Here is a 24,662-nt window from a genome sequence, read left to right as displayed (position 1 = left end):
GCCGCCACCCGGCTTTTTTTATGAATACATCGCCGTAATCGACGCGCTGCCGAGCGAATGGAAATGTACGTTAAACCCTACCATCGCGCCGCTCGCCCCTTCATCCACCTCAATCTTGTCCACATCCAGCGCATGCACCGTGAAGATATAGCGGTGGGTTTCCCCTTTTGGCGGCGCTGCGCCACCGTAGCCCGCTTTACCAAAATCGGTACGGGTCTGAATCGCACCTTCAGGCAGAGCAACCAGGCCAGAGCCGGAACCCTGTGGCAGTACGCGTGTGTCGGCGGGCAGGTTCGCCACAATCCAGTGCCACCAGCCTGAGCCTGTCGGTGCATCCGGGTCGTAACAGGTGACCACAAAACTTTTGGTTCCGGCCGGAACCTCGTCCCACGCCAGGTGCGGGGAGATATTATCCCCCTGGTACCCCATGCCGTTGAAAACATGACGCTCCGGCAGTTTTTCACCGTCGCGCAGATCTTTACTGATGATTTTCATACGATTTACCCTCGTTAATCACTCGTGCAGAAAGTGTAATGCATAGGGTTAAATCGCGAAATGCGCGGGAATGTTAACGGCTTCGACGACCGCGTCGGTGAGCTTACGCAACTGATCGGGCGTAATGATATACGGCGGCATCAGGTAGATAAGCTTGCCGAATGGACGAACCCAAACGCCACGTTCGACAAAGAAGCGCTGCAGCGCTGCCATATTCACCGGATGGGTGGTTTCAATCACGCCAATGGCGCCCAGCACGCGTACGTCCGCCACAAAATTCGCACCCGAGGCGGCGCTCAGCTCTGCTTTCAACTGCGTCTCTATCGCCGCAACCTGCGTTTGCCACTCGCCGCTTTCCAGAATGGCAAGGCTTTCGCTCGCCACCGCGCAGGCCAGCGGATTGCCCATAAACGTCGGGCCGTGCATAAAGCAGCTCGCTTCACCGTCGCTTATAGTGTCGGCAACATGGCGGGTAGTCAGTGTGGCGGAAAGCGTCATCGTACCGCCGGTGAGCGATTTACCCAGACACAGAATATCTGGCGCGATGCCCGCATGTTCACAGGCAAACAGCTTGCCCGTACGGCCAAAACCGGTGGCGATCTCATCGGCAATCAGCAGAATGCCCTCGCGATCGCACATCTTGCGAATACGCCTCAGCCACTCCGGGTGGTACATCCGCATCCCGCCTGCTCCCTGCACGACAGGCTCCAGGATCACCGCGGCGATTTCATGGCGATGCGCCGCCATCAGCCGCGCGAAGCCGACCATGTCCATCTCGTTCCACTCGCCGTCGAAGCGGCTCTGCGGGGCAGGGGCAAACAGGTTTTCCGGCAGATAGCCTTTCCACAGGCTGTGCATGGAGTTGTCCGGATCGCACACCGACATCGCCCCGAAGGTATCGCCGTGATAGCCGTTGCGGAAGGTCAGGAACCGCTGACGGGATTCCCCTCTGGCATGCCAGTACTGCAGTGCCATTTTCATTGCCACTTCCACTGCCACAGAACCGGAGTCAGCCAGGAACACGCACTCCAGGACTTCAGGCGTCATTGCCACCAGGCGACGGCATAAATCCACCGCGGGCTGATGGGTTATCCCGCCAAACATCACGTGCGACATCTGGTCAATCTGCGCTTTCATCGCCGCATTCAGGCGCGGGTGGTTGTACCCATGAATGGCCGCCCACCAGGAAGACATCCCGTCAACCAGCGGCTCACCGCTGGCGAGGTGTAGCTCGCAACCGTGTGCCGAAGCCACCGGGTAGACGGGAAGAGGGCGGGTGGTGGAGGTGTAAGGGTGCCAGATATGCTGCTTGTCGAAGGCGAGATCGTCCTGGGTCATAATCGACTTGTAAACCATTTTGAAAAGTTTTAGGTTTACGAGTATAAACCGAACCGAAAATTAACAAAACCCTTTGGAGAAGCCCAATGGCTCACCACGCACGCTGGACGATGTCGCAAGTCACTGAATTATTTAACAAGCCTTTCCTTGAACTGATGTTTGAAGCCCAGCAGGTACATCGTCAGCACTTCGACCCCCGCCATGTACAGGTCAGTACGTTGCTGTCGATCAAGACCGGTGCCTGCCCGGAAGATTGCAAATATTGCCCACAGAGCGCGCGTTATAAAACCGGTCTGGAATCTGAACGGCTGATGGAAGTCGAGCAGGTGCTCGACTCCGCCCGTAAGGCGAAAAACGCTGGCTCGACCCGCTTCTGCATGGGCGCCGCGTGGAAAAACCCGCACGATCGCGACATGCCGTATCTGGAGCAGATGGTGAAGGGCGTTAAGGAGATGGGACTCGAAGCCTGTATGACCCTTGGCACGCTGAATGAAGAGCAGGCGCAGCGCCTCTCTGCGGCAGGGCTGGATTACTACAACCACAACCTCGACACGTCGCCAGAGTTTTACGGCAATATCATCACCACGCGTACCTACCAGGAGCGTCTGGACACGCTGGATAAAGTCCGCGATGCCGGTATTAAAGTCTGTTCAGGCGGTATTGTGGGCTTAGGTGAAACGGTGAAAGATCGCGCGGGTCTGCTGCTGCAACTGGCGAACCTGCCAACGCCGCCGGAAAGCGTGCCAATCAACATGCTGGTGAAGGTCAAAGGCACGCCGCTGGCGGATAACGACGACGTGGATGCATTTGACTTTATCCGCACCATTGCGGTGGCGCGCATCATGATGCCGACCTCTTTCGTTCGCCTCTCTGCCGGTCGCGAGCAGATGAACGAACAGACCCAGGCGATGTGCTTTATGGCCGGGGCCAACTCCATCTTCTACGGCTGCAAACTGCTGACCACACCGAACCCGGAAGAGGACAAAGATGTTCAGCTGTTCCGTAAGCTGGGGCTTAACCCTCATCAGACCGAGGTGATGACGGGTGACAACGAGCAACAGCAGCAGCTGGAGCAGCAGATTTTCAACGCCGACACCGATCAGTTCTATAACGCGGCATCTGTATGACCTGGCAGGCACGTATCCATTCCGCGCTGGAAGAGCGTCGGGTGGCAGATGCGTTTCGCGTCCGCAGGGTAGTTGAAAACGGCGCAGGCCGTTTTCTTACCCGTGATAACCGGCAGTTTTGTAATTTCTCCAGCAATGATTATCTCGGGCTGAGCCAGCATCCGGCCATCGTTCGCGCCTGGCAGCAGGGGGCGGAGCGATTTGGCGTGGGCAGCGGCGGGTCAGGACATGTCAGCGGATACACTACAGCGCATCAGGCGCTGGAGGAGGAGCTTGCGGACTGGCTGGGTTACCCGCGTGCGTTGCTGTTTATCTCTGGTTTTGCCGCGAATCAGGCGGTTATCACCGCCCTGATGGGAAAAGATGACCGCATTGTCGCCGACCGTTTAAGCCACGCCTCGCTGCTGGAGGCGGCAAATTTAAGCCCGGCTCAGTTGCGCCGTTTTGCCCATAACGATGCGGGACAGCTTGCTGCGTTGCTGGATAAACCCTGCGACGGGCAACAGTTGGCGATCACAGAAGGGGTGTTCAGCATGGACGGTGACAGCGCGCCGCTTGCCGCGCTGCACGAGGCAGCAAAAAGGCAAAACGCCTGGCTGTTGGTCGACGATGCCCACGGTATTGGTGTGATGGGGGATGAAGGACGCGGCAGCGCGCATCAGCAAGGCGTGAAGCCGGAACTGCTGATTGTGACCTTCGGCAAAGGTTTTGGCGTGAGCGGAGCCGCTGTATTGTGCAGTGAGTCCGTTGCCGATTATCTGTTGCAGTTCGCCCGGCATTTGATCTACAGCACCAGCATGCCACCCGCCCAGGCCGTGGCGTTATCTGCGTCAATGGCGGTGATCCGCAGCCAGGAAGGCAAAGAACGTCGTGCGCGTCTGGCGGAACATATTCAGCGTTTTCGTCAGGGGTTGTGCCATCTTCCTTTCCGCAGTACCGATTCGCAAAGCGCCATCCAGCCGGTGATCGTGGGTGAAAACAGTCTGGCGCTCACACTGGCTGAGACGCTGCGCGAGAAGGGGATGTGGGTAACTGCCATTCGTCCACCCACCGTGCCACCGGGCACGGCGCGTCTGCGTCTGACACTGACGGCGGCGCACGAAGCAGAGGACATTTCGGCACTTCTGGAGGCTCTGTATGTCGCCAGTCAATAAACAGGCCATTGCAGCAGCGTTTGGCCGGGCGGCACGCAGCTATTCGCAGCATGATGAACTCCAGCGCCAGAGTGCTCGAGGGTTACTGGCTTTACTCGGCGAGACCCGTTTTGCGCAGGTGTTGGATGCCGGATGCGGTCCCGGCGGGAATAGTCGATACTGGCGCGAGTCGGGAAGCCACGTTACGGCCATTGACCTGTCATCAGACATGCTTGATGAGGCGCGTCATCAGCAGGCTGCGCATCACTATCTGGTGGCGGATATCGAGGCCATTCCGTTGGCCGGGGCACAATTTGATCTGGTCTGGAGCCATCTGGCAGTGCAATGGTGTAACAGCCTGCCACTGGCGTTAAGCGAGCTTTACCGCGTGGCCCGTCCGGGTGGCAAGGTGGCCTTTACCACGCTGCTGGAAAGCTCGCTACCGGAGCTGGATCAGGCGTGGCGAGCGGTGGATGAACAGCCGCATGCCAACCGATTTTTATCGCATGATCAGGTCACGCAGGCGCTGGCAGGCTGGCGCTATCGAAGCACGGTGCAGGTCATCACCCTCAATTTCAGCGATGCCGTCAGCGCCATGCGCTCGCTCAAGGGCATTGGTGCCACGCACCTGCATGCCGGACGCGAGAAAAAGCCTCTCACTCGTGGGCAGTTGCAACACCTGGAGCTGGCCTGGCCACAGCAGCGGGGGCATTTCCCGCTCTCTTATCAACTTTTTCATGGGATTATCGAACGTGACTGAACGTTATTTTGTCACCGGAACGGATACGGAAGTGGGCAAAACAGTTGCCAGTTCTGCTCTGTTACAGGCGGCGCGTCAGAGGGGAAAAACGACTGCTGGCTATAAGCCTGTTGCCTCCGGCAGCGAGATGACTGCGGAAGGGTTACGCAACACCGACGCGCTGGCGCTGCAGCGTAACAGCACCCTTAAACTCGACTATTCAGCGGTGAATCCCTACACCTTCGCCGAGCCGACGTCGCCGCACATTATCAGCGCCGACGAAGGCCGGCCGATTGATTTCGCCGTGCTGTCTGCCGGGTTGCGGACACTGGAAAAGCAGGCAAACTGGGTGCTGGTGGAGGGGGCAGGAGGCTGGTTTACGCCGCTTTCGGACACGCAGACATTTGCTGACTGGGTACAGGCCGAGCAGCTTCCGGTCATTCTTGTTGTCGGCGTCAAGCTGGGCTGCATCAATCACGCCATGTTGACCGCACAGGCCGTACAGCAGGCTGGACTGCGTCTGGCGGGCTGGATAGCTAACGACGTAGTTGAACCCGGTAAACGACACCAGGAGTATCTGACGACACTCAGGCGTGTCCTTCCCGCGCCGTGCCTCGGGGAAATTCCCTGGCTTGCTGACGGCGCGGAAAATGCCGAAACGGGTCATTATCTTGATCTCAGCGTCTTGCTTCCCGCGACATCCAGTGAGCGATGAGCTCGTCATCCAGTTCTTTAACGTGGCCCTGCGCCACGTTACGCCCGCGATAGAGCATACAGAAACGGTCCGCAACCCGGCGGATAAACGACAGCTGCTGTTCGGCTAATAACACCGTCATACCTAACTCCCGGTTTAAGCGCGCCAGCAGTTGCCCCAGCTTCTGGGCAAAGCCGTGACCTGCACCCTGCATGGGTTCATCCAGAATCAGCATTTGCGGACGATTCACCAGCGCATTGGCCAGAGCCAACTGATACTGGTCGTCTGGTAAGAGCGTGTTGGCGCGGGTCTGTCGCAGCGCGTAGAGCTCCGGGAAAAGGTCGTAAACATCGCTTTTTGCTTCCGGGTCGGGTTTTCCTGTCGCCCGCATGGCAATATGCAGATTCTCCTCAATCGTTAACTGGGAGAAAATCCGCCTGTCCTGTGGGACATAGCCTATTTTCGGGTCTGAACGTTGTTCTGATGACGGGTTGAGCAAATCACATGGCGGGGCCCCTGCTTCATGCCAGATAATCGTGCCGCTCTCGACGGGCAGTTTCCCGGCGATACAATTCATGAGCGTGGTTTTTCCCATTCCCGGTAGGCCAACTACGCCTGTACACATCCCCTGAGGAAAATCTAAATCCACGTTCCATAGCGTATGTTGGCTTCCGTAAAACTGATTCACTGCACGCAGACTCAACATCTTTCTCTCCTTAAAAATGTGTGTAGGTGAGGCTCGTTTTTGATTGTGCAAAACTCCTGCCAGAAACCTGAAAGTGATTAAAAAAAGAGCTTTTTTAGGAGTAAGCCTCAACGTTACGGGATGACAAATTGAGGTTTTGCACATCGACGGTGCCAGAGATGTTGAGTTGTGGTGCAGGGCAGGAAATGATGGAAATGTGAGCAAGATCCCATCGGTTGGTTATGAATGACGCAACTGTTAATCACCAAAAAATAGCTATAAAAATTTTTTGTTGCTGTCCCATGGGAAAATCCGGGAATTTGCTGAGCGGCGGTCTGCATGGGCTAGAAGCAGTTATCCACTATTCCTGTGGATAACCATGTGTATTAGAGTTAGAAAACACGCGATAAGCGAGAGAAGACGCGGCTTACGTCCAAATTGGCGCGAAACACGGCTTTAGGAAATATCGCTTATTATTTAATTGGTTAGATAAAAGCAATTCCCGTCATGAAAGTGTCACCGGTTGCCATAAAACTATCATTACCTGGCTTGACAAATGTTAAAAAAGAAAAAGTTCTGGGGATAACCTGATCCGGGTGGTGTTTTATGTTGTCAGAGTCCAAACTTTGACCGCTATTGCGCTGATCATTCAGTCGCTACTCTAAATATCCTGACATGCCACTGGTTTTTCATCCAGTGTTTTTTACTGGCATTCCTGGCAGCAAGGAGTAAAATTACTCACCTGCCGCTTATAACGTCATCAGGTCGTCGCCCATGAGTAAACCGTTCAAATTGAATTCTGCTTTCCGTCCATCTGGCGATCAGCCTGAGGCGATCCGTCGTCTGGAGGAGGGGCTGGAAGATGGGCTGGCGCACCAGACGCTGCTGGGGGTAACCGGCTCGGGCAAAACGTTTACCATTGCCAACGTTATCGCGGACCTCCAGCGTCCCACAATGGTACTTGCCCCCAACAAAACCCTGGCCGCGCAGCTTTATGGCGAGATGAAAGAGTTCTTCCCGGACAACGCAGTGGAATATTTTGTCTCCTACTACGATTACTACCAGCCTGAAGCCTATGTGCCGAGCTCTGACACCTTCATTGAGAAAGATGCCTCGGTAAACGAACACATTGAGCAGATGCGTCTTTCCGCAACGAAAGCGCTGCTTGAGCGTCGTGATGTGGTGGTGGTGGCGTCTGTTTCTGCGATCTACGGTCTGGGCGATCCGGATTTGTATCTCAAGATGATGCTGCACCTGACGCAGGGGATGATCATCGATCAGCGTGCGATTTTACGCCGTCTCGCAGAGCTGCAGTACACCCGCAACGACCAGGCGTTCCAGCGTGGCACCTTCCGAGTACGCGGCGAGGTGATCGACATCTTCCCGGCAGAATCGGACGACATGGCGCTGCGCGTTGAGCTGTTTGACGAAGAGGTTGAACGCCTGTCACTGTTTGACCCGCTTACCGGCCACATTGAATCGGTGATCCAGCGTTTCACCATCTACCCGAAAACGCACTACGTCACGCCACGCGAGCGTATCGTGCAGGCGATGGAGGAGATCAAAGTGGAGCTGGCCGAGCGCCGTAAGGTGTTGCTGGCGAACAATAAGCTGCTGGAAGAGCAGCGCCTGAGCCAGCGTACCCAGTTTGACCTTGAGATGATGAACGAGCTGGGTTACTGCTCCGGCATTGAAAACTACTCACGCTTCCTCTCTGGTCGTGGGCCGGGCGAGCCGCCGCCGACGCTGTTTGATTACCTCCCGGCAGACGGTTTGCTGGTGATCGACGAATCCCATGTCACGATCCCGCAGATCGGCGGGATGTATCGCGGTGACCGCGCGCGTAAAGAGACGCTGGTGGAGTACGGTTTCCGCCTGCCTTCAGCGCTGGATAACCGTCCGATGAAGTTTGAAGAGTTTGAGGCGCTAGCGCCGCAAACCATTTATGTGTCGGCAACGCCCGGTAACTACGAACTGGAGAAATCAGGCGACGAGGTGGTTGATCAGGTGGTGCGTCCAACAGGGTTGCTGGACCCGGTCATTGAAGTCCGACCGGTGGCGACTCAGGTGGATGACCTGCTTTCTGAGATCCGCGCCCGTTCCGCCATTAATGAGCGTGTGCTGGTGACCACGCTCACCAAGCGCATGGCAGAAGACCTGACCGAGTATCTGGAAGAGCACGGTGAGAAGGTGCGTTACCTGCACTCGGATATTGATACTGTTGAGCGTATGGAGATTATCCGCGATCTGCGTCTGGGCGAGTTTGACGTGCTGGTGGGGATCAACCTGTTGCGAGAAGGTCTGGATATGCCGGAAGTCTCGCTGGTGGCGATTCTGGATGCAGACAAAGAAGGCTTCCTGCGTTCTGAACGCTCCCTGATCCAGACGATTGGTCGCGCCGCGCGAAACGTTAACGGTAAAGCGATTCTGTACGGCGACAAAATTACGCCGTCGATGGCGAAAGCGATTGGTGAAACGGAGCGCCGCCGCGAGAAGCAGCAGCGCTACAACGAAGAGCACGGCATCATCCCTCAGGGGCTGAACAAGAAGGTGGTGGATATCCTGGCGCTGGGTCAGAACATTGCGAAGACCAAAACGAAAGGTCGCGGCAAGGCGCGTTCAGTGGTGGAAGAAGATACCGTCGTGCTGACGCCGAAAGCGTTGCAGCAGAAAATCCACGAACTGGAAGGGCAGATGATGCAGCACGCGCAGAATCTTGAGTTCGAAGAGGCGGCGCAGATCCGCGACCAGTTGCATCAGTTGCGGGATCTTTTCATCGCGGCATCGTGAGTAAAGCGTTGTTTTCTCCCTCTCCCCGTGGGAGAGGGCCGGGGTGAGGGCATCAGGCCGCACAAAACGAATCTATCCCAGCGCCTGAATCGCTTTCTCCAGCGCCTCACGCAGCAGGTGGCGGTCATGGCGGTATTTGATGTCTGTGGCCTCCAGCGGCTCCTGCACCACCAGACGATCGCCGATACCGGATACATCAACTTTTGGCCCGACCACCACGCCGTCAATGATCTTCTTCCCGACGTAATGCTCCATTAAATTCAGTTTGTCCGGCAGCGACAAGCTTGCCGCTGCCGGGCTCAGCTCACGGCCCAGGTTACCGATGTAAACCATCGGGGCAGGGGTGCGGCGCAGCGCCTGTGCCAGCTCTTTCACCAGCAGAATCGGCATCAGGCTGGTATAAAAACTGCCCGGACCGATCAGGATAAGATCCGCTTCCCCGATTGCCTCCACCGCTTCTCGCGTGGCGGGTACGCTCGGGTAGGTCATTAACTCTGTTGGCGGCAGAATGAGTTGGTCAATATTCACCTCGCCGTAAACTTCATGTCCTTCGGCATCGATTGCCATCAAGTCAACCGGTTGTTCAGACATAGGGATCAGGAATGCATCCACTTTAAGCAGATTACGGATTAAATTGATGGCTTCCAGAGGCCGTACGCTCAGGTGATCAAGCGCCTTTAACATCAAGTTTCCGAGGTTATGCCCGGAAAGTTCGCCATTACCGCCAAAACGGTACTCAAACATCGCCGAAGCAACGCTCGGTTCAGTAATTAACTGGTTCAGACAGTTGCGCATGTCTCCCCAGGCAATGCCGCCTTCGGCACGACGGATGCGTCCGGTTGAGCCACCGTTATCGGTGGTGGTTACTATCCCTGTCAACCTTGAGCCGAGTGACGACAAAGAGGACATCACCCGACCCAGGCCGTGGCCTCCGCCAAGAGCGACTACCCGGTCAAGATCCGCAAAAGTGCGATTGCGCATACGTATTCCTTATCACGTTTGATCGCGTAACAGTAACCTAACTACCCCTAAAAGACGATGCCTCAGCCGATGCAAAATGACGTATATCAATGCGAAAGTGCGATTTTTAGGTATTCTGTAGTGAAAATGCAGGATTGATTCGTTATATAAATGATTATATAGCGAAAAGCGATAATGGCGCAGTCAGAATTTCCGCGCTACTATCGCCATAACCACGTTTTCAAAATTGAAAACATACACTCTAGCCCTTGTGCCTGTGTCGAAAGATATGGCGCTCTGGCCGTGGCGAATTTGCCACCAGGGTACAGAAAGAAATGACTGTGCCTCCCGTATCTGGAAAGGTGTACATGGCTTCACAACTTACTGATGCTTTCGCGCGTAAGTTTTATTACTTACGTCTGTCGATTACCGATGTGTGCAACTTCCGTTGCACCTACTGTCTACCCGATGGCTACAAACCGGGCAGCGTCACCAATAACGGCTTTCTCTCCGTGGATGAAGTGCGGCGCGTGACGCGTGCATTCTCTGAACTCGGCACGGAAAAAGTGCGTCTGACCGGGGGTGAGCCCTCGCTGCGTCGCGACTTCCCCGACATCATTGCCGCCGTGCGTGAAAACGAACGTATCCGCCAGATTGCAGCCACCACCAACGGCTACCGCATGGCCCGCGATGTGGCGAACTGGCGTGACGCGGGATTAACCGCCATCAACGTCAGCGTCGATAGCCTGGACGCCCGTCAGTTTCACGCCATTACCGGGCAGGATAAATTCCAGCAGGTCATGGACGGTATCGACGCCGCGTTCACGGCCGGCTTTGAAAAAGTCAAAGTCAACACGGTGCTGATGCGCGATGTAAACCATCATCAGCTGGACACCTTCCTGGCGTGGATCAAATCCCGTCCCATTCAACTGCGCTTTATCGAGCTGATGGAAACCGGCGAGGGCAGCGAGCTGTTCCGTCGCCATCACATCTCCGGCATGGTGCTGCGCGACGAGCTGCTGAAACGCGGCTGGCTCCATCAGATCCGCCAGCGCAGCGACGGCCCGGCGCAGGTCTTCTGTCACCCGGATTACGAAGGGGAAATAGGGCTTATCATGCCCTATGAGAAAGACTTCTGCGCCAGCTGCAACCGCCTTCGTGTCTCCTCCGTGGGCAAACTCCATCTCTGCCTGTTCGGCGATGGTGGCGTGGACCTTCGCGATCTGCTGGAAGACGATGCGCAGCAGGATGCGCTTGAAGCACGCATCTCTGAAGCCCTGACGCATAAAAAACAGACCCACTTCCTGCACCAGGGCAACACCGGTATTACTCAAAACCTGTCCTATATTGGCGGGTAATCAGGCTTAAGAGGGAATCAGAAGATGAGTCAGATTAGCGCGGAATTTATCCCGACACGTATTGCCATTCTTACCGTTTCTGACCGCCGTGGTGAAGAGGATGATACCTCCGGCCACTGGTTGCGTGATGCAGCCCACGAAGCGGGCCATAAGATCGTTGATAAAGCGATTGTGAAAGAGAACCGCTACGCCATTCGCGCGCAGGTTTCTCAGTGGATCGCCAGCGATGACGTGCAGGTGGTGTTGGTTACCGGCGGTACGGGTTTCACGGCGGGCGATCAAGCCCCCGAGGCGCTGGTCCCCCTGTTCGATCGCGAAGTGGAAGGCTTCGGTGAAGTGTTCCGTATGCTCTCGTTTGAAGAGATTGGTACCTCCACGCTGCAGTCGCGCGCGGTAGCGGGTGTCGCGAACAACACCCTGATTTTCGCCATGCCCGGCTCGACGAAAGCCTGCCGCACCGCGTGGGAAAACATTATCGCCCCGCAGCTGGATGCCCGAACCCGTCCGTGTAATTTCCATCCTCATTTAAAGAAATAAGCTATGTCGCAACTGACCCACATTAACGCCGCTGGCGAAGCGCATATGGTCGACGTCTCCGCTAAAGCCGAAACGGTGCGCGAGGCGCGCGCGGAAGCGTTCGTCACCATGCTGCCGGAGACCCTGGCGATGATTATCGACGGTAGCCATCATAAGGGCGACGTCTTTGCTACTGCCCGTATTGCAGGAATTCAGGCCGCCAAACGTACATGGGATTTAATCCCGCTGTGCCATCCGCTGATGTTGAGCAAGGTGGAGGTGAATCTGCAGGCGGAGCCAGAGCACAGCCGCGTGCGCATTGAATCACTCTGCCGCTTAACCGGCAAAACAGGCGTGGAGATGGAAGCCCTGACAGCGGCCTCCGTTGCCGCGCTGACGATCTACGACATGTGCAAAGCGGTGCAAAAAGATATGGTGATTGGCCCGGTTCGCCTGCTGGCGAAAAGCGGCGGCAAATCCGGCGATTTTAAGGTGGACGGTCATGATTAAGGTGCTCTTTTTTGCGCAGGTGCGTGAGCTGGTGAATACCGACAGCCTGACGCTGGATGCGTCCTTCGAAAACGTTGCCGCCCTGCGCGCGCATCTTGCCGCACAAAGCGACCGCTGGGCGCTGGCGCTGGACGAAGGCAAGCTGCTGGCCGCCGTGAATCAGACGCTGGTTGAATTCACCCATCCGCTGAACGCAGGGGATGAAGTGGCGTTCTTCCCACCGGTGACCGGGGGCTAAAATGGCAGAAACCCGAATTCTGGTAGGTCCTGAGCGCTTCAGCGTCGGTACAGAATATAGCTGGCTGGCGGAGCGTGATGAAGACGGTGCGGTGGTGACCTTCACCGGCAAAGTGCGTAACCACAACCTGGGTGACAGCGTGAAAGCACTGACCCTGGAGCACTATCCGGGCATGACGGAAAAATCGCTGGCGGCGATTGTGGAAGAAGCACGCGGGCGCTGGCCACTCGGACGCGTAACGGTGATTCACCGTATCGGCGAGATGTGGCCTGGCGAGGAGATTGTCTTCGTCGGGGTGACCAGTGCACACCGTGGCAGCGCGTTTGCGGCAGGGGAGTTCATTATGGATTACCTCAAAACCAAAGCGCCGTTCTGGAAGCGTGAAGCCACCCCGGAAGGTGACCGCTGGGTTGAATCTCGTGATAGCGACAAACACGCCGCCAGCCGTTGGTAGTCGGTTTACGTGGATGTGTTAATCTTAACGTGTGTGTCTACTTAAACTTAATCAGGAGTGAATCATGGACCGATTTCCGCGTTCCGATTCAATAGTACAGCAGACCCGTAGCGGCCTGCAGACGTATATGGCTCAGGTGTATGGCTGGATGACGGTTGGCCTGTTGCTGACCGCGTTTATCGCGTGGTATGCGGCCAATACACCGGAGCTGATGATGTTTATCTTCTCCAGTAAAATCACATTCTTTGGGCTGATTATTGCCCAGCTTGCTCTGGTGTTCGTCCTTTCAGGCCTGGTGCAAAAGCTCAGTGCCGGCATGGCGACCACGCTGTTTATGCTCTACTCGGCGCTGACCGGGCTGACGCTTTCCAGCATTTTCATTGTTTACACTTACTCTTCCATCGCCAGTACCTTTGTGGTGACCGGCGGGATGTTTGGTGCGATGAGCCTCTACGGTTACACCACCAAACGCGATCTGAGCGGCTTTGGCAGTATGCTGTTTATGGGGCTGATTGGGATTGTGCTGGCGTCGCTGGTGAACCTGTGGCTGAAGAGTGAAGCACTGATGTGGGCGGTGACCTATATCGGGGTGGTGATCTTTGTTGGGTTGACGGCTTATGACACCCAGAAGCTGAAAAACATCGGTGAGCAGATCGACGTGCGCGACAGTTCTAACCTGCGCAAATACTCGATCCTGGGGGCCCTGACGCTGTATCTGGACTTTATCAACCTGTTCCTGATGCTGCTGCGGATCTTCGGCAACCGTCGTTAAAGTTGTTTTGTTGGGTGGTGGCTGCGCCTTGCCCGGCCTACGAAACTAAAAACGGCAACCTGGTTGCCGTTTTGCTTTTATTTTGCCAACGCCTTCTCGTTCTTCGCTCTCAGCTTTTTCGCCCGACTCTCCAGCATCAGATAACAGACCGTTGCCAGCGCCAGCGGCAGGAAGTAATACAGCATGCGGTAGGCCAGCAGCGCAGCGATAATTGTCCCCTGAGAGACATGCTCCCCGGCCAGCAGCGCGATAAACACCGCCTCCAGCACGCCGATCCCTGCCGGAATATGGACAATCACCCCGGCAATACTGCTCACCAGCAGTACGCCCAGCACGAAGAAGTAGTTCACATCTTCGCCAGTCAACAGCCAGATAATTGCCCCCATAGTCATCCAGTTGGCGCTGGATACCGCCATCTGCAACACCGCGAAGCGCCATGAAGGTAATACCAGCTTTTGCCCTTTAATGGCCATATGACGGCGTTTAGCAAAGGCGCAGGCCCACAGATAAAAAGCGATAATCAGCAGCAACACGATGCCGAGAATACGCAGCGTGGTCTCATCGATATACCAGTGCGCGGGCAACTGCACCACGCCGAGGGTAAAAATCACCCCGCCGAGAAGAATATACCCCAGCCAGTTGGTGGTAATGCTGAGCGAGAAAATGCGCGTGATGGTTCCGCCCGGTAATCCAAGCCGCGAGTAGAGGCGATAGCGCATGCCAATCCCGCCGACCCAGGTGCTTAATGTCAGGTTAAACGCATAGCAGATGAACGACACCAGCATAACCTGGCGTTTAGCCAGTTTGTGGCCGCAATAGGCGCGCCCCAGCAGGTCATAGCAGCCGTACATCAGATAGCTGATAATAACCAACCCAACAGCACCCAGCAGCACCAGCCGATTGTAGTTGCGGATAACTTTCCACACCTCTTCCCAGTCAACTTTCTGCGCGTAAATCACCAGCAACACGGCGACTGCAATAAAGAAGATCCAGGTGAGGATTTTTTTTGCCAGCCGCCAGCGCGGATGCGATTTTGACATCAGGTTTTCCCTCCGTCTTGCGCTTCAACGCGATCCTGGGTTTCCATTTCAGGTTGCACAGGCGGCTCCACGAGCGCCAGTTTTGGTGTATGTGCTGGCAGCCAGCCGACCATCGCCGGGAAATGGCGCAGGAAGTGGAACACCAGCACGCTGATGCCCAGGTTCCACCAGGTGCGTTTGGGCACCATGGATTCATCCACGCGCACGCAGTCGTTGACGATCAACGCCTGCAGGTTATCCCGCAACGCCTGGTTAAACTGGCGATCGTAAATGATCAGGTTTGCTTCAAGATTGAGCGATAAACTTAGCGGGTCAAGGTTACTGGAGCCGACGGTTGCCCAGTGATCGTCCATCAGCGCAACTTTGCCGTGTAGCGGGCGACGGCGGTATTCGTAAATCTGCACACCGCCTTTCACCAGATAGTGATACAGCAGCCGTGCGCCGACTTTGACTATCGGCATATCCGGCTCGCCCTGCACAATCAGCTTCACACGTACACCACGTCGAGCCGCATTGCGCATGGCATGCAGTAGACGATAGCCCGGGAAAAAGTAGGCGTTGGCGATGATGACCTCGCGCTTCGCATTGGCGAGCATCTTCAGATAATGACGCTCAATGTCGTTTCTGTGCTCGGCGTTATCCCGCCAGACGAAAAGTGCCTGCGCTTCGCCGGGATTCCGGTTCTCTTCCGGACGATGGCGGCGTTTCCACCAGCGACGTGCAACCTCTTTACCGGGCAAGTTTTCCAGTTCGAACAGCAGGATATCCTGAACCACAGGCCCTTCGATGCGGATCGCATAATCCTGTTTCGCTTCCGGGCCGTAATCGGACATATGTTCAGCGGAGTAGTTAATGCCGCCAACAAACGCCACCGTCTCATCCACCACCACAATTTTGCGGTGCATCCGACGGAAAAGGTTGGTACGCATGCCGAACAGGCGAGTGCCGGGATCGTAGTAGCGGAAGATCACACCCGCTGAAGTGAGTTCATTGACGAAGGCGTCGCTGAGATCCGGTGAACCATAGCCATCAAGGAGGACTTCAATATTGACACCACGCCGGGCGGCGCGCAGCAGCACGCTGTGCAATTGTTTACCGACGTCATCTTCGAACCAGATAAAGGTTTCAAGGATCACTTTCTGCTTTGCATGGTCAATCGCTTTGAACACGGCCGGGTAATACTCGTCGCCATTAACCAGCAGCGTGATCCGGTTGCCATCTTGCCAGGAACATTTCATAAGTGGATCTCCGCACTCAGCGGGGCATGGTCGGAGAGATGTCGCCAGTTGAGTAACGCCAGGGCGGTCGGACTGCTGGCGTGGGCATTTTTCACGTAGATCCGGTCAAGACGCAGCAAGGGGAAACGTACCGGAAAGGTGCGCGCGGGTCTGCCGGTCGCGCGGGTGAAAATTTCCTCCAGTCCGGCATTCACTTTCAACGGATGGTTCGCCCGCTGTCGCCAGTCGTTGAAATCGCCGGCCACGACCACCGGTTCACCTTCGGGAAGTGCATTGGCCCACTCGGCCAGCATGTTCAGCTGCGCCTGGCGATGGGCTTCGCGCAGACCGAGATGAACACAGCCGACATGGAGGGGAAGCTCAAGGTCGGGTGGAGTGATGCGGCAGTAAAGCAGGCCGCGTTTTTCGCTTTCCCCGACGGAAACGTCGCGGTTCTCGTAATATTCAATCGGGAAACGTGACAGCACCGCATTGCCGTGATGGCCTTCCGGATAGACCGCGTTGCGCCCGTAAGCGTAATCACTCCACATGGTGTCGGCCAGAAATTCGTAGTGGGGCGTGTCGGGCCAGTTCTCAACGTGGAGCGGATGCACTTCGTGTGCGCCCATTACCTCCTGCAGGCAAACAATGTCCGCATTGACGGTGCGTACCGCGTCGCGCAGCTCCGGCAAAATGAAGCGGCGGTTAAATGCTGTGAAGCCTTTATGAATGTTTATTGTCAGCACGTTAAGCGAGAAATGCTGCATTTTTGGCGTCATAAGCTCCTTCCTGAGTGTCTATCCCGATGAAAATAAAGTGTAGTAGGCGTCACAAAAAGATGCGGTGTTACGGAATTTTCCGTAAAGTGCGGTAGTCTGAATAAGCAGAGAAAAATCCTTCAGGAGAGAAGCCATGAAGTGGCAACAACGTGTTCGTGTCGCAACTGGCCTGAGTTGCTGGCAGATAATGTTGCATTTACTGGTCGTGGCCGTGCTGGTGATGGGCTGGATGAGCGGCACGCTGGTGCGTGTTGGCCTGGGACTGTGCGTCCTCTACGGCGTCACCGTACTGTCGATGTTGTTCTTACAACGCCATCATGAAGCACGCTGGCGTGAGGTGGGTGATGTGCTCGAAGAGCTCACCACCACCTGGTACTTTGGTGCCGCGATGATTGTGCTTTGGTTGTTGTCCCGTGTGTTGCAAAACAACCTGCTGCTGGCCCTGGCCGGTCTGGCAATCCTCGCAGGGCCTGCGGTGGTCTCGTTACTGACCAAAGAGAAAAAGCTACGCAATGTTGCGTCTAAACATCGCGTACGCCACTGAGCCCGTCGTGGCCGCTATGACCAGTAGCGGCCACAAACTTCCCCACACAATATCCAGACTCGCATCCTTCAGATAAATTTGCTTGGTGATGTCAGTAAAGTGCCGAATCGGGTTTATCCACGTTAAATCCTGCAACCACACTGGCATGTTCTCGACAGGGGAAACATACCCCGAAAGCAAAATCGCAGGCATCATAAAGACGAATACCCCGATAAACGCCTGCTGCTGCGTGGAGCAGAGTGCTGAAATCAGCAGTCCAAATCCCACCAGTGACAGACCATAAATCACCATCGTGAAGTAAAACAGCGCCAGCGATCCGGCGAAGGGGATCTGGTACGCCCAAATACCCACGCCCAGTACAATGGTGGCCTGAAAGGTGGCAACAATCAGGGCCGGAACCGCTTTACCGACGAAAATTTGCCAGGTGGCGAGCGGAGAAACCAGCAGCTGATCCAGCGTCCCTTGTTCTCGCTCGCGGGCGACGGACAGAGAGGTGACGATCATCACCCCAATCGTGGTGATCATGGCGATCAGCGACGGTACCACAAACCATTTGTAATCCAGATTCGGGTTATACCAGTTACGCACCACCAGCTCGCTGTTATTGGGTTTGGGTTTTCCCTCCATCAGCTCCTGCTGGTAATTCTTGACCACCTGTTGCAGGTAGTTGGCCGCGATCTGGGCGCTGTTGGAGTTACGTCCGTCGAGAATCAACTGCATGGGGGCGGTCTGGAAAGTGTCCAGGTTACGGGAAAAATCTGCCGGGAATCTCACCAGCAGCAGCGCTTTTTGTGTGTCGATAGTGGGCTGGATTTCCTGCGGGCTTTTCAGCAGCAGAATATGGGTAAAGGCTTTTGCACGGGCAAAACGCTGCGTCAGCTCAACGGCGTGTTTACCGTTGTCTTCGTTGTAGATGGCAATGGTGGCGTTCGTCACCTCAAGCGTGGCGGCAAACGGAAACAATAAAACCTGAATAAGTACCGGCAACACCAGAATGGCACGGGTTTGCGGCTCGCGCAGCAGCGATTGCAGCTCTTTGCGGATCAATGTCCATAAACGGTGAAACATGTTCGCTCCTTAATCCAGCCGCCTTTTGGTTTTTATCCACGTCAGGCCAATAAACATCGTTGCCGACGCCATCAGAAACAGCGTGTTGATAATCAGCACCACCGGAATATTTCCCGCGAGGAACAGGCTTTGCAGCGTGCTCACGAAGTAGCGAGCCGGAATAATGTAGGTCACGGCGCGGATCACGGCGGGCATGCTGTCGATCTGGAAAATAAACCCGGACAGCATAATCGACGGTAAAAAAGCGGCGTTGAGCGCCACCTGGGCGGCGTTAAACTGGTTGCGGGTGACGGTGGAGATAAGCAGCCCCATGCCGAGCGTGCTGAGCAGAAACAGGCTGGTGATAAAGAACAGCACGACCAGCGAGCCGCGGTACGGCACACCGAGAATAAATACCGACACAAGCATACAGAGCAGCATCGCCAGCATGCCGAGGAAGTAGTAGGGGATAAGTTTACATAGCAGCAACTCGACACGCGTCACTTCGGTAGAAAGCAGCGCCTCCATGGTGCCGCGCTCCCACTCACGGGCGATCACCAGCGAGGTCAGGATCGCGCCAATAACCGTCATGATAATGGTCACCGCGCCAGGAATAATAAAGTGCTGACTGATGGCGGCGGGGTTAAACCAGTAGCGGGTCTGCACGTCAATCAGAGGGTCGAACGTTTCCCCCCGGTCTTCAGCGCGCTGCATCTGCCAGAGCTGCCAGATACCCTCCACGTAGCCCTGCACAAAGTTCGCGGTATTCGGCTCGCTGCCGTCGGTGATCACCTGTATCGGCGCATCAGTATTCGCACGCGCCATATTGGCGGCGAAATCGACCGGGATCACCACCAGCCCGCGAATTTTCCCGGCCTGCATCTTCTGGATTAACGCCTGGCGGTTGTCGCTGATGGTGGCGTCAATGTAGGGTGAGCCGGTCATCGCGTGGGTGAAATCCAGCGCCTCTTCGCTCTGCTGTTCCAGCAAAATACCGACTCTGAGCTTGCTGGAGTCGAGGTTAATACCGTAGCCAAAGATAAACAGCAATAGCAGGGGGATCACCACCGCAATCAGCCAACTGCTGGGGTCACGCACGATCTGGCGTGTCTCTTTGATGCACAGCGCGCGCACCCTGCGCCAGGAAATGGCGTTATTGTGCATGGGCATTCTCCTTATCCCAGTCGTGGATGAGGGTGATAAACGCCTGCTCCATCGTCGGGTCCGGGACTTCATCGTCGGCGGCCTGTGCTTTCAGGTCATCTGGCGTACCGTGGGCAATCAGCTTGCCGCGATAGACCAACCCGATACGGTCGCAGTACTCAGCCTCATCCATAAAGTGGGTCGTCACCATCACGGTAACCCCTTTTTCGACCATGCTGTTGATATGTAGCCAGAACTCGCGGCGGGTGAGGGGGTCAACACCGGACGTAGGCTCATCGAGAAACAGAATATCGGGCTCATGCATCAGGGAGCAGGCCAGCGCCAGCCGCTGTTTGAAGCCGAGCGGTAGTTCATCCGTTGCGTGAGAGGCAATGCTGGTTAACCCGAATGCGTCGCTCATACGGCGGATTTTCTCGTTCTGCGCCCGCCCGCGCAGGCCATACACGCCGGAGAAAAAGCGCAGATTCTGTTCGACCGTCAGGTTGCCATAGAGGGAGAACTTCTGTGCCATATAGCCCAGATGCTGACGCGCTTTGCCGGAACTGACCTTCAGGTCCATATTCAGTACCAGCGCTTTACCGGCGGTGGGGACCAGCAGACCGCACATCATCTTAAAGGTGGTGGATTTCCCGGCGCCATTCGGCCCGAGCAGGCCAAAAATCTCACCGCGTTTCACCGCGAAATTCACGTTATCGGTGGCGGCGAAATCACCAAACTTTTTAGTGAGGGATTTGGCTTGAATCACCGTTTCGCCCGGCGTACCTTCAACCGTGTGCAGGATCGCCCCGAGGGGAGATTCTGACGTTCCCGCGCCACCCAGCAGATCGATAAACGCATCTTCGAAGCGCGGTGCGGTCTCTTCCATCTCGATCTCAGGCATACCTGGCGCACGGCGAATGTCGTCGACGGTTGCTTCTTTCTTGAGGATCACGCGTACCGAACGGCCCTGAATCATCCCGTCACTGACCTGCGGCAATTTCAGCACTCGCTGTAACAGCTTGCGGTTGGATTCCTGCGGGCTGTGCAACAGAAAACTGCGCCCGGCCATACTTTGTGTCAGTGTCGTCGGCTCGCCCTGATAAAGCAGTTCACCTTCGTTCATCAGCAGCACATCCCGGCACTGCTCAGCTTCGTCAAGGTAGGAGGTGCTCCAGAGGATCAGCATCCCGTCGCCTGCCAGTTCGTGCACCATCTGCCACAATTCACGGCGAGAGATGGGGTCAACGCCGACACCTGGCTCATCCAGGAGCAGAACTTTCGGTTCACCGACCAACGTACAGGCCAGTCCTAGCTTCTGTTTCATGCCGCCGGAGAGCTTACCCGCCAGCCGGTCAGTAAACGGACCGAGTGAGGTAAACTCCAGCAAACGAGCGAAGGTCTTCTGGCGAATGTCGCCGGTCACGCTGCGCAGGTCGGCATACAGATTCAGGTTTTCCATTACCGTCAGATCTTCATACAGACCAAACTTCTGCGGCATATAGCCGAGCATGGCATGGAGCGCGCTGTCATCCTTGATCGGGTCGAGTCCGAGCACGCTGGCGGTTCCGTCATCCGGCTTAAGCAACCCCGCCAGCATCCGCATTAGCGTGGTTTTGCCGGCACCGTCCGGACCGACCAGTCCGGTGACATAGCCCTTCTGAATGGTGCAATTCAGCGGTGCGACGGCCGGTTTGTCCATTCCCGGGAAGCGTTTGACCAGATTGCTGAGCTCAATAACCGCGTCATTCATGTCGTTCCCCGTTGTTTACTTTTACGGTGACAGGCATGCCCTGACGCAGCGCATCGTCCGCATCCGTCACGATGATACGCAGGCGATAGACCAGGTCGGTACGAAGGTCTGGCGTTTCAACTGTTTTCGGTGTGAATTCGGCGGTTGGGGAAACGAAGCCCACTTTGCCGTGATACGGCTTGTCCGGTCGACCATCGGTATAGAGCAACAGCTCGCGTCCCGGCTGCATCTGGCCGAGATTCGGCTCGTCGATGTATGCACGCACCCAGACCGGACGGGTCAGCGAGAGCGTTAAAACGGTGCTGCCCGCGCTTAACATGCTGCCTGGCTCCACGGCGCGGGTCATCAGCGTACCGTCAGACGGTGCAACCAGAGTGGTATCGTGAAGATCCAGTTCGGCCTGAGCGAGTTGCGCCTGAGCCTGTTCAAGGCTGGCTTTCGCCTGGGCAATGTCCTGCGGGCGATTACCGGTGTGGTACTGGCTCAGTTTGTCCTGGGCGGATTTGAGCGTGGCCTGCGCCTGATCGCGGGAGGAACGGGCATTTTCGAGGTCATTGGCAGAAATGGTGCGGCTTTTCCACAGCCCCTGCTGACGGGCATAGAAGTTTTGTGCGTAGTCGTAAGCCGCCTGCGCCTGTTTGACCGCTGCGGCGGCCTGCGCAATCTCTTCATCGCGATAACCCGCCAGCATCAGGTCATATTGTGCCTGGGCGACAGATACGCCTGCCTTTGCCTGCATCAGCGCGTTCTCGTAAGGGGATTTATCCAGCATACCCAGCGTCTGACCGCGCGTAATTGTGTCGCCTTCATCAACGTTAAGCGATGCCAGACGTCCCCCCACGCGGAAGCTCATATTCACCGTGCGAATATCAACGTTACCGTACAGCGTCAGGCCTTTATCCTGATGGCTCTGATACCACAGCCAGCCACCGACTCCTGCAGCAAGCAAAACAACAACCACCAGAATGATGGCGACAGGTTTTTTCATGACGTCAGGCTCCTTTGCGTTAAACCTTGCAGGATCAGATCGAGATGACAGGTGATGACCTGAATAATCTGCGCGGCTTTATCCTCATCAAATTGTGACCAGCCGGTGCGTAACAGGATAGTCTCCCGCCCCAGACGGAAGGCGAGGATTTCACCCAGCAGGGCATGGGTATGCAAAATTGTCTCGGTATCGTTGGCATCCCGCCCGGTATAGGCGGCGATCAGCCGGGTCAGGTGAGTATGCATCGGGGCAATCACCTGATCGTGCACGAGCTGGTACGCGGCAGTAGGGGAGAGCTGCTCGCGGGAGATAAATTTACTCAGGTTGAGCGTATCGTCGTGCGTCAGCAGGCGGATCATATTGTGGCAGGCGTTGAGAATTAGCTGCCGAATGGCGGCGCGATCGGGCGAAGGCTGGCTTAACAGCCCGCTGGCTTCTTCAACGTGCGGGCGAAATTGCGTGCCGATGAAATCGGCGATCCACTGGGCACAGGCGAGGTATAAATCCTCTTTTGAGCCAAAATAGTAGGGTATGGCTGCAATGTTCTGCCCGGCCAGTGCGGCAATATCGCGCGTCGTGGCATGCAAACCATACTCGCCAAACTGTGCCAGAGCGGCGGCGATAAGCTGGCTTTTGGCCTGTTCACCTTTGGTTGTTGTCGGGGTTGTATTCATAGCAGCATTAAAAATTAATCAATCGATTGATTAACATTATGCCCGGTTCACCATTTTGTCCAGTTGTCTCCCCGGCGGGAAATATTTCGTTGATGAATGGCTGAGGGATATTTTATGCGCCACGTCACAAAAGCTGCTACACTCCGCTGCTTCACGACATTGTGGTTTTTGTCCTTACCATTGTTATATCTCCCTGAAAACTACACCTGTGATGGTCGGGGCGGTTCGGAGTTTTTATGTCTTTTGATTCCCTTGGCCTGAACCCGGAAATTCTGCGTGCGATTGCAGAGCAGGGCTACGTCGAGCCAACCCCAATCCAGCAGCAGGCTATCCCCGCCGTCTTGCAGGGCCGTGATCTGATGGCCAGCGCCCAGACCGGGACCGGTAAAACCGCCGGTTTTACCCTGCCGCTGTTAGAGCTGCTGGTTAAGAACCAGCCGCATGCTAAAGGCCGTCGTCCGGTTCGTGCGCTGATCCTCACCCCAACCCGTGAGCTCGCAGCCCAGATTGGCGAGAACGTGCGTGACTACAGCCGCTATCTCAACATTCGCTCGCTGGTGGTTTTCGGTGGTGTAAGCATTAACCCGCAGATGATGAAGCTGCGCGGCGGTGTGGACGTGCTGGTGGCAACGCCGGGTCGTCTGCTGGATCTGGAACACCAGAACGCGGTGAAACTGGATAACGTCGAAATTCTGGTGCTGGACGAAGCCGACCGCATGCTCGACATGGGCTTTATTCACGACATTCGCCGCGTGCTGGCTAAACTGCCACCGCGTCGTCAGAATCTGCTCTTCTCCGCAACCTTCTCCGACGAGATCAAGGCGCTGGCGGAAAAGCTGCTGCATAACCCGCTGGAAGTGGAAGTGGCGCGTCGCAACACCGCCTCTGAGCAGGTGACCCAGCACGTTCACTTCGTTGACAAAAAGCGTAAGCGGGAGCTGCTCTCCCAGATGATCGGCCAGGGCAACTGGCAGCAGGTACTGGTCTTCACCCGCACCAAGCACGGTGCGAACCATCTGGCAGAACAGCTGAATAAAGATGGCATCCGCAGTGCCGCCATTCACGGTAACAAGAGCCAGGGCGCACGTACCCGCGCGCTGGCGGACTTCAAATCTGGCGACATCCGCGTGCTGGTGGCGACCGACATTGCCGCCCGTGGTCTCGACATTGAAGAGCTGCCGCACGTGGTGAACTACGAGCTGCCAAACGTGCCGGAAGATTATGTCCACCGTATCGGCCGTACCGGTCGTGCGGCGGCAACGGGTGAAGCGCTTTCTCTGGTTTGCGTGGATGAGCACAAGCTGCTGCGTGATATTGAACGCCTGCTGAAGAAAGAGATCCCGCGTATCGAAACGCCGGGCTATGAAGTTGACCCGTCGATTAAAGCTGAGCCGATTCAGAACGGTCGTCAGGGTGGTCGTGGTCAGGGTGGCGGTGGTCGCGGTCAGCAACCGCGTCGTGCCGACGGTGGTGCGCCAAAATCAGCGGGTAAACCGCCGCGTCGTAGCAACGAAGCCAAACCTGCCGGTGAAAACCCGTGGCGCAGTGGCGAAGGGAAACCCGCAGGGGAAGGGCAGCGCCGACGCCGTCCGCGTAAACCTGCTAACCCGCAGTAATCTGGAAGCCCGGTTGTAAAGCCGGGCTTTTCTTTTTGCGACAACAAAGAGAAAG

Annotated in this window: 25 protein-coding genes and 1 riboswitch; of the genes, 13 read left to right on the top strand and 12 right to left on the bottom strand. The window is 56.2% G+C overall.

All coding sequences use genetic code 11. The features are described from left to right. Window positions 1–18: 18 nt before the first annotated feature. Both WB237_RS10295 and bioA read right to left on the bottom strand, forming a co-directional pair. Window positions 19–495: a kinase inhibitor gene (locus tag WB237_RS10295; RefSeq protein ID WP_014883071.1), complete on the bottom strand. Its 477-nt coding sequence runs from the start codon at window positions 493–495 to the stop codon at window positions 19–21. A gap of 48 nt (window positions 496–543) precedes the next feature. Then, entirely contained in the window at window positions 544–1,851 is a 1,308-nt protein-coding gene (gene bioA, locus WB237_RS10290) for an adenosylmethionine--8-amino-7-oxononanoate transaminase (protein ID WP_336212800.1), read from the bottom strand. 68 nt (window positions 1,852–1,919) lie between these two features. Between bioA and bioB the strand changes: the two genes are divergently transcribed. Genes bioB through bioD form a run of 4 tightly spaced genes read left to right on the top strand, consistent with a single transcriptional unit; the run spans window position 1,920 to window position 5,547 of the window. After that, window positions 1,920–2,960, top strand: coding sequence for a biotin synthase BioB (gene bioB, locus WB237_RS10285; protein WP_336212797.1), 1,041 nt, complete (start codon window positions 1,920–1,922; stop codon window positions 2,958–2,960). Then, complete coding sequence (gene bioF / locus WB237_RS10280; RefSeq protein WP_336212795.1) at window positions 2,957–4,114, top strand: 8-amino-7-oxononanoate synthase; 1,158 nt, start codon at window positions 2,957–2,959, stop codon at window positions 4,112–4,114. The genes bioB and bioF overlap by 4 nt, the downstream gene beginning before the upstream one ends. Then, on the top strand, window positions 4,098–4,853 hold the full coding sequence (gene bioC / locus WB237_RS10275) for a malonyl-ACP O-methyltransferase BioC (RefSeq protein WP_336212793.1): 756 nt from the start codon (window positions 4,098–4,100) through the stop codon (window positions 4,851–4,853). The genes bioF and bioC overlap by 17 nt, the downstream gene beginning before the upstream one ends. Beyond that, window positions 4,846–5,547, top strand: coding sequence for a dethiobiotin synthase (bioD, locus tag WB237_RS10270; protein WP_336212790.1), 702 nt, complete (start codon window positions 4,846–4,848; stop codon window positions 5,545–5,547). Before bioC ends, bioD begins: the two co-directional genes overlap by 8 nt. Here bioD and WB237_RS10265 read toward each other — a convergent pair. Further along, a complete protein-coding gene (locus tag WB237_RS10265) occupies window positions 5,510–6,232 on the bottom strand; it encodes an ABC transporter ATP-binding protein (protein ID WP_336212788.1) in 723 nt (240 codons plus the stop codon). The genes bioD and WB237_RS10265 overlap by 38 nt on opposite strands. 753 nt (window positions 6,233–6,985) lie before the next feature. On the opposite strand from WB237_RS10265, the gene uvrB reads away from it, so the two are divergent. Further along, window positions 6,986–9,001 carry an excinuclease ABC subunit UvrB gene (uvrB, locus tag WB237_RS10260; protein ID WP_049006456.1) on the top strand — a complete coding sequence of 672 codons (2,016 nt, stop codon included), beginning with the start codon at window positions 6,986–6,988 and terminating at the stop codon, window positions 8,999–9,001. Window positions 9,002–9,073: 72 nt separating this feature from the next. On the opposite strand, the gene yvcK is transcribed toward uvrB, so the two are convergent. Further along, window positions 9,074–9,982 carry a uridine diphosphate-N-acetylglucosamine-binding protein YvcK gene (gene yvcK / locus WB237_RS10255; RefSeq protein ID WP_114978424.1) on the bottom strand — a complete coding sequence of 303 codons (909 nt, stop codon included), beginning with the start codon at window positions 9,980–9,982 and terminating at the stop codon, window positions 9,074–9,076. Window positions 9,983–10,207: 225 nt separating this feature from the next. Then, window positions 10,208–10,342, top strand: a riboswitch (molybdenum cofactor riboswitch). On the opposite strand from yvcK, the gene moaA reads away from it, so the two are divergent. From moaA to WB237_RS10225, 6 genes are all read left to right on the top strand, one after another. Beyond that, window positions 10,330–11,319, top strand: coding sequence for a GTP 3',8-cyclase MoaA (gene moaA / locus WB237_RS10250; protein WP_336212786.1), 990 nt, complete (start codon window positions 10,330–10,332; stop codon window positions 11,317–11,319). (Overlaps the previous riboswitch by 13 nt.) Window positions 11,320–11,343: 24 nt before the next feature. Further along, window positions 11,344–11,856, top strand: coding sequence for a molybdenum cofactor biosynthesis protein B (gene moaB, locus WB237_RS10245; RefSeq protein ID WP_336212784.1), 513 nt, complete (start codon window positions 11,344–11,346; stop codon window positions 11,854–11,856). Between the two features lie 3 nt (window positions 11,857–11,859). Next, window positions 11,860–12,345: a cyclic pyranopterin monophosphate synthase MoaC gene (gene moaC, locus WB237_RS10240; RefSeq protein ID WP_336212782.1), complete on the top strand. Its 486-nt coding sequence runs from the start codon at window positions 11,860–11,862 to the stop codon at window positions 12,343–12,345. After that, window positions 12,338–12,583 carry a molybdopterin synthase sulfur carrier subunit gene (gene moaD, locus WB237_RS10235; RefSeq protein WP_023310854.1) on the top strand — a complete coding sequence of 82 codons (246 nt, stop codon included), beginning with the start codon at window positions 12,338–12,340 and terminating at the stop codon, window positions 12,581–12,583. Before moaC ends, moaD begins: the two co-directional genes overlap by 8 nt. Window position 12,584: 1 nt before the next feature. Further along, window positions 12,585–13,037, top strand: coding sequence for a molybdopterin synthase catalytic subunit MoaE (gene moaE / locus WB237_RS10230; protein WP_028019387.1), 453 nt, complete (start codon window positions 12,585–12,587; stop codon window positions 13,035–13,037). 64 nt (window positions 13,038–13,101) lie between these two features. Further along, a complete protein-coding gene (locus WB237_RS10225) occupies window positions 13,102–13,809 on the top strand; it encodes a Bax inhibitor-1/YccA family protein (RefSeq protein ID WP_336212778.1) in 708 nt (235 codons plus the stop codon). A gap of 77 nt (window positions 13,810–13,886) precedes the next feature. Here the strand turns inward: WB237_RS10225 and WB237_RS10220 are convergent, their stop codons facing one another. From WB237_RS10220 to WB237_RS10210, 3 genes are read right to left on the bottom strand one after another with little or no spacing between them, the layout of a single operon-like run. Beyond that, on the bottom strand, window positions 13,887–14,849 hold the full coding sequence (locus WB237_RS10220) for a YbhN family protein (RefSeq protein WP_336212776.1): 963 nt from the start codon (window positions 14,847–14,849) through the stop codon (window positions 13,887–13,889). Then, window positions 14,849–16,087, bottom strand: coding sequence for a cardiolipin synthase ClsB (clsB, locus tag WB237_RS10215; RefSeq protein WP_336212774.1), 1,239 nt, complete (start codon window positions 16,085–16,087; stop codon window positions 14,849–14,851). The genes WB237_RS10220 and clsB overlap by 1 nt, the downstream gene beginning before the upstream one ends. Further along, a complete protein-coding gene (locus tag WB237_RS10210; RefSeq protein ID WP_336212772.1) occupies window positions 16,084–16,845 on the bottom strand; it encodes an endonuclease/exonuclease/phosphatase family protein in 762 nt (253 codons plus the stop codon). Before WB237_RS10210 ends, clsB begins: the two co-directional genes overlap by 4 nt. Before the next feature lie 133 nt (window positions 16,846–16,978). Here WB237_RS10210 and WB237_RS10205 point away from each other — a divergent pair, with 133 nt between their 5' ends. Continuing rightward, entirely contained in the window at window positions 16,979–17,389 is a 411-nt protein-coding gene (locus tag WB237_RS10205; protein WP_014883088.1) for a YbhQ family protein, read from the top strand. Here the strand turns inward: WB237_RS10205 and WB237_RS10200 are convergent. The 5 genes from WB237_RS10200 to cecR are packed head-to-tail and all read right to left on the bottom strand — an operon-like array spanning window position 17,351 to window position 22,991. Continuing rightward, on the bottom strand, window positions 17,351–18,457 hold the full coding sequence (locus tag WB237_RS10200; protein ID WP_028019382.1) for an ABC transporter permease: 1,107 nt from the start codon (window positions 18,455–18,457) through the stop codon (window positions 17,351–17,353). The genes WB237_RS10205 and WB237_RS10200 overlap by 39 nt on opposite strands. A gap of 9 nt (window positions 18,458–18,466) precedes the next feature. Continuing rightward, complete coding sequence (locus WB237_RS10195; protein ID WP_129323532.1) at window positions 18,467–19,600, bottom strand: ABC transporter permease; 1,134 nt, start codon at window positions 19,598–19,600, stop codon at window positions 18,467–18,469. Continuing rightward, on the bottom strand, window positions 19,590–21,329 hold the full coding sequence (locus WB237_RS10190; protein ID WP_336212768.1) for an ATP-binding cassette domain-containing protein: 1,740 nt from the start codon (window positions 21,327–21,329) through the stop codon (window positions 19,590–19,592). The genes WB237_RS10195 and WB237_RS10190 overlap by 11 nt, the downstream gene beginning before the upstream one ends. Continuing rightward, complete coding sequence (gene hlyD, locus WB237_RS10185) at window positions 21,322–22,317, bottom strand: secretion protein HlyD (RefSeq protein WP_108090551.1); 996 nt, start codon at window positions 22,315–22,317, stop codon at window positions 21,322–21,324. Before hlyD ends, WB237_RS10190 begins: the two co-directional genes overlap by 8 nt. Beyond that, window positions 22,314–22,991, bottom strand: a complete 678-nt coding sequence (gene cecR / locus WB237_RS10180; protein WP_336212765.1) for a transcriptional regulator CecR — start codon at window positions 22,989–22,991, stop codon at window positions 22,314–22,316. Before cecR ends, hlyD begins: the two co-directional genes overlap by 4 nt. A gap of 236 nt (window positions 22,992–23,227) precedes the next feature. Between cecR and rhlE the strand changes: the two genes are divergently transcribed. Beyond that, entirely contained in the window at window positions 23,228–24,607 is a 1,380-nt protein-coding gene (rhlE, locus tag WB237_RS10175) for an ATP-dependent RNA helicase RhlE (RefSeq protein WP_049008675.1), read from the top strand. Window positions 24,608–24,662: the final 55 nt, after the last annotated feature.

This window comes from Enterobacter sp. P82, from assembly GCF_037053385.1.
GTDB lineage: Bacteria > Pseudomonadota > Gammaproteobacteria > Enterobacterales > Enterobacteriaceae > Enterobacter.
This window is presented reverse-complemented; position numbering and strand designations above follow the sequence as displayed.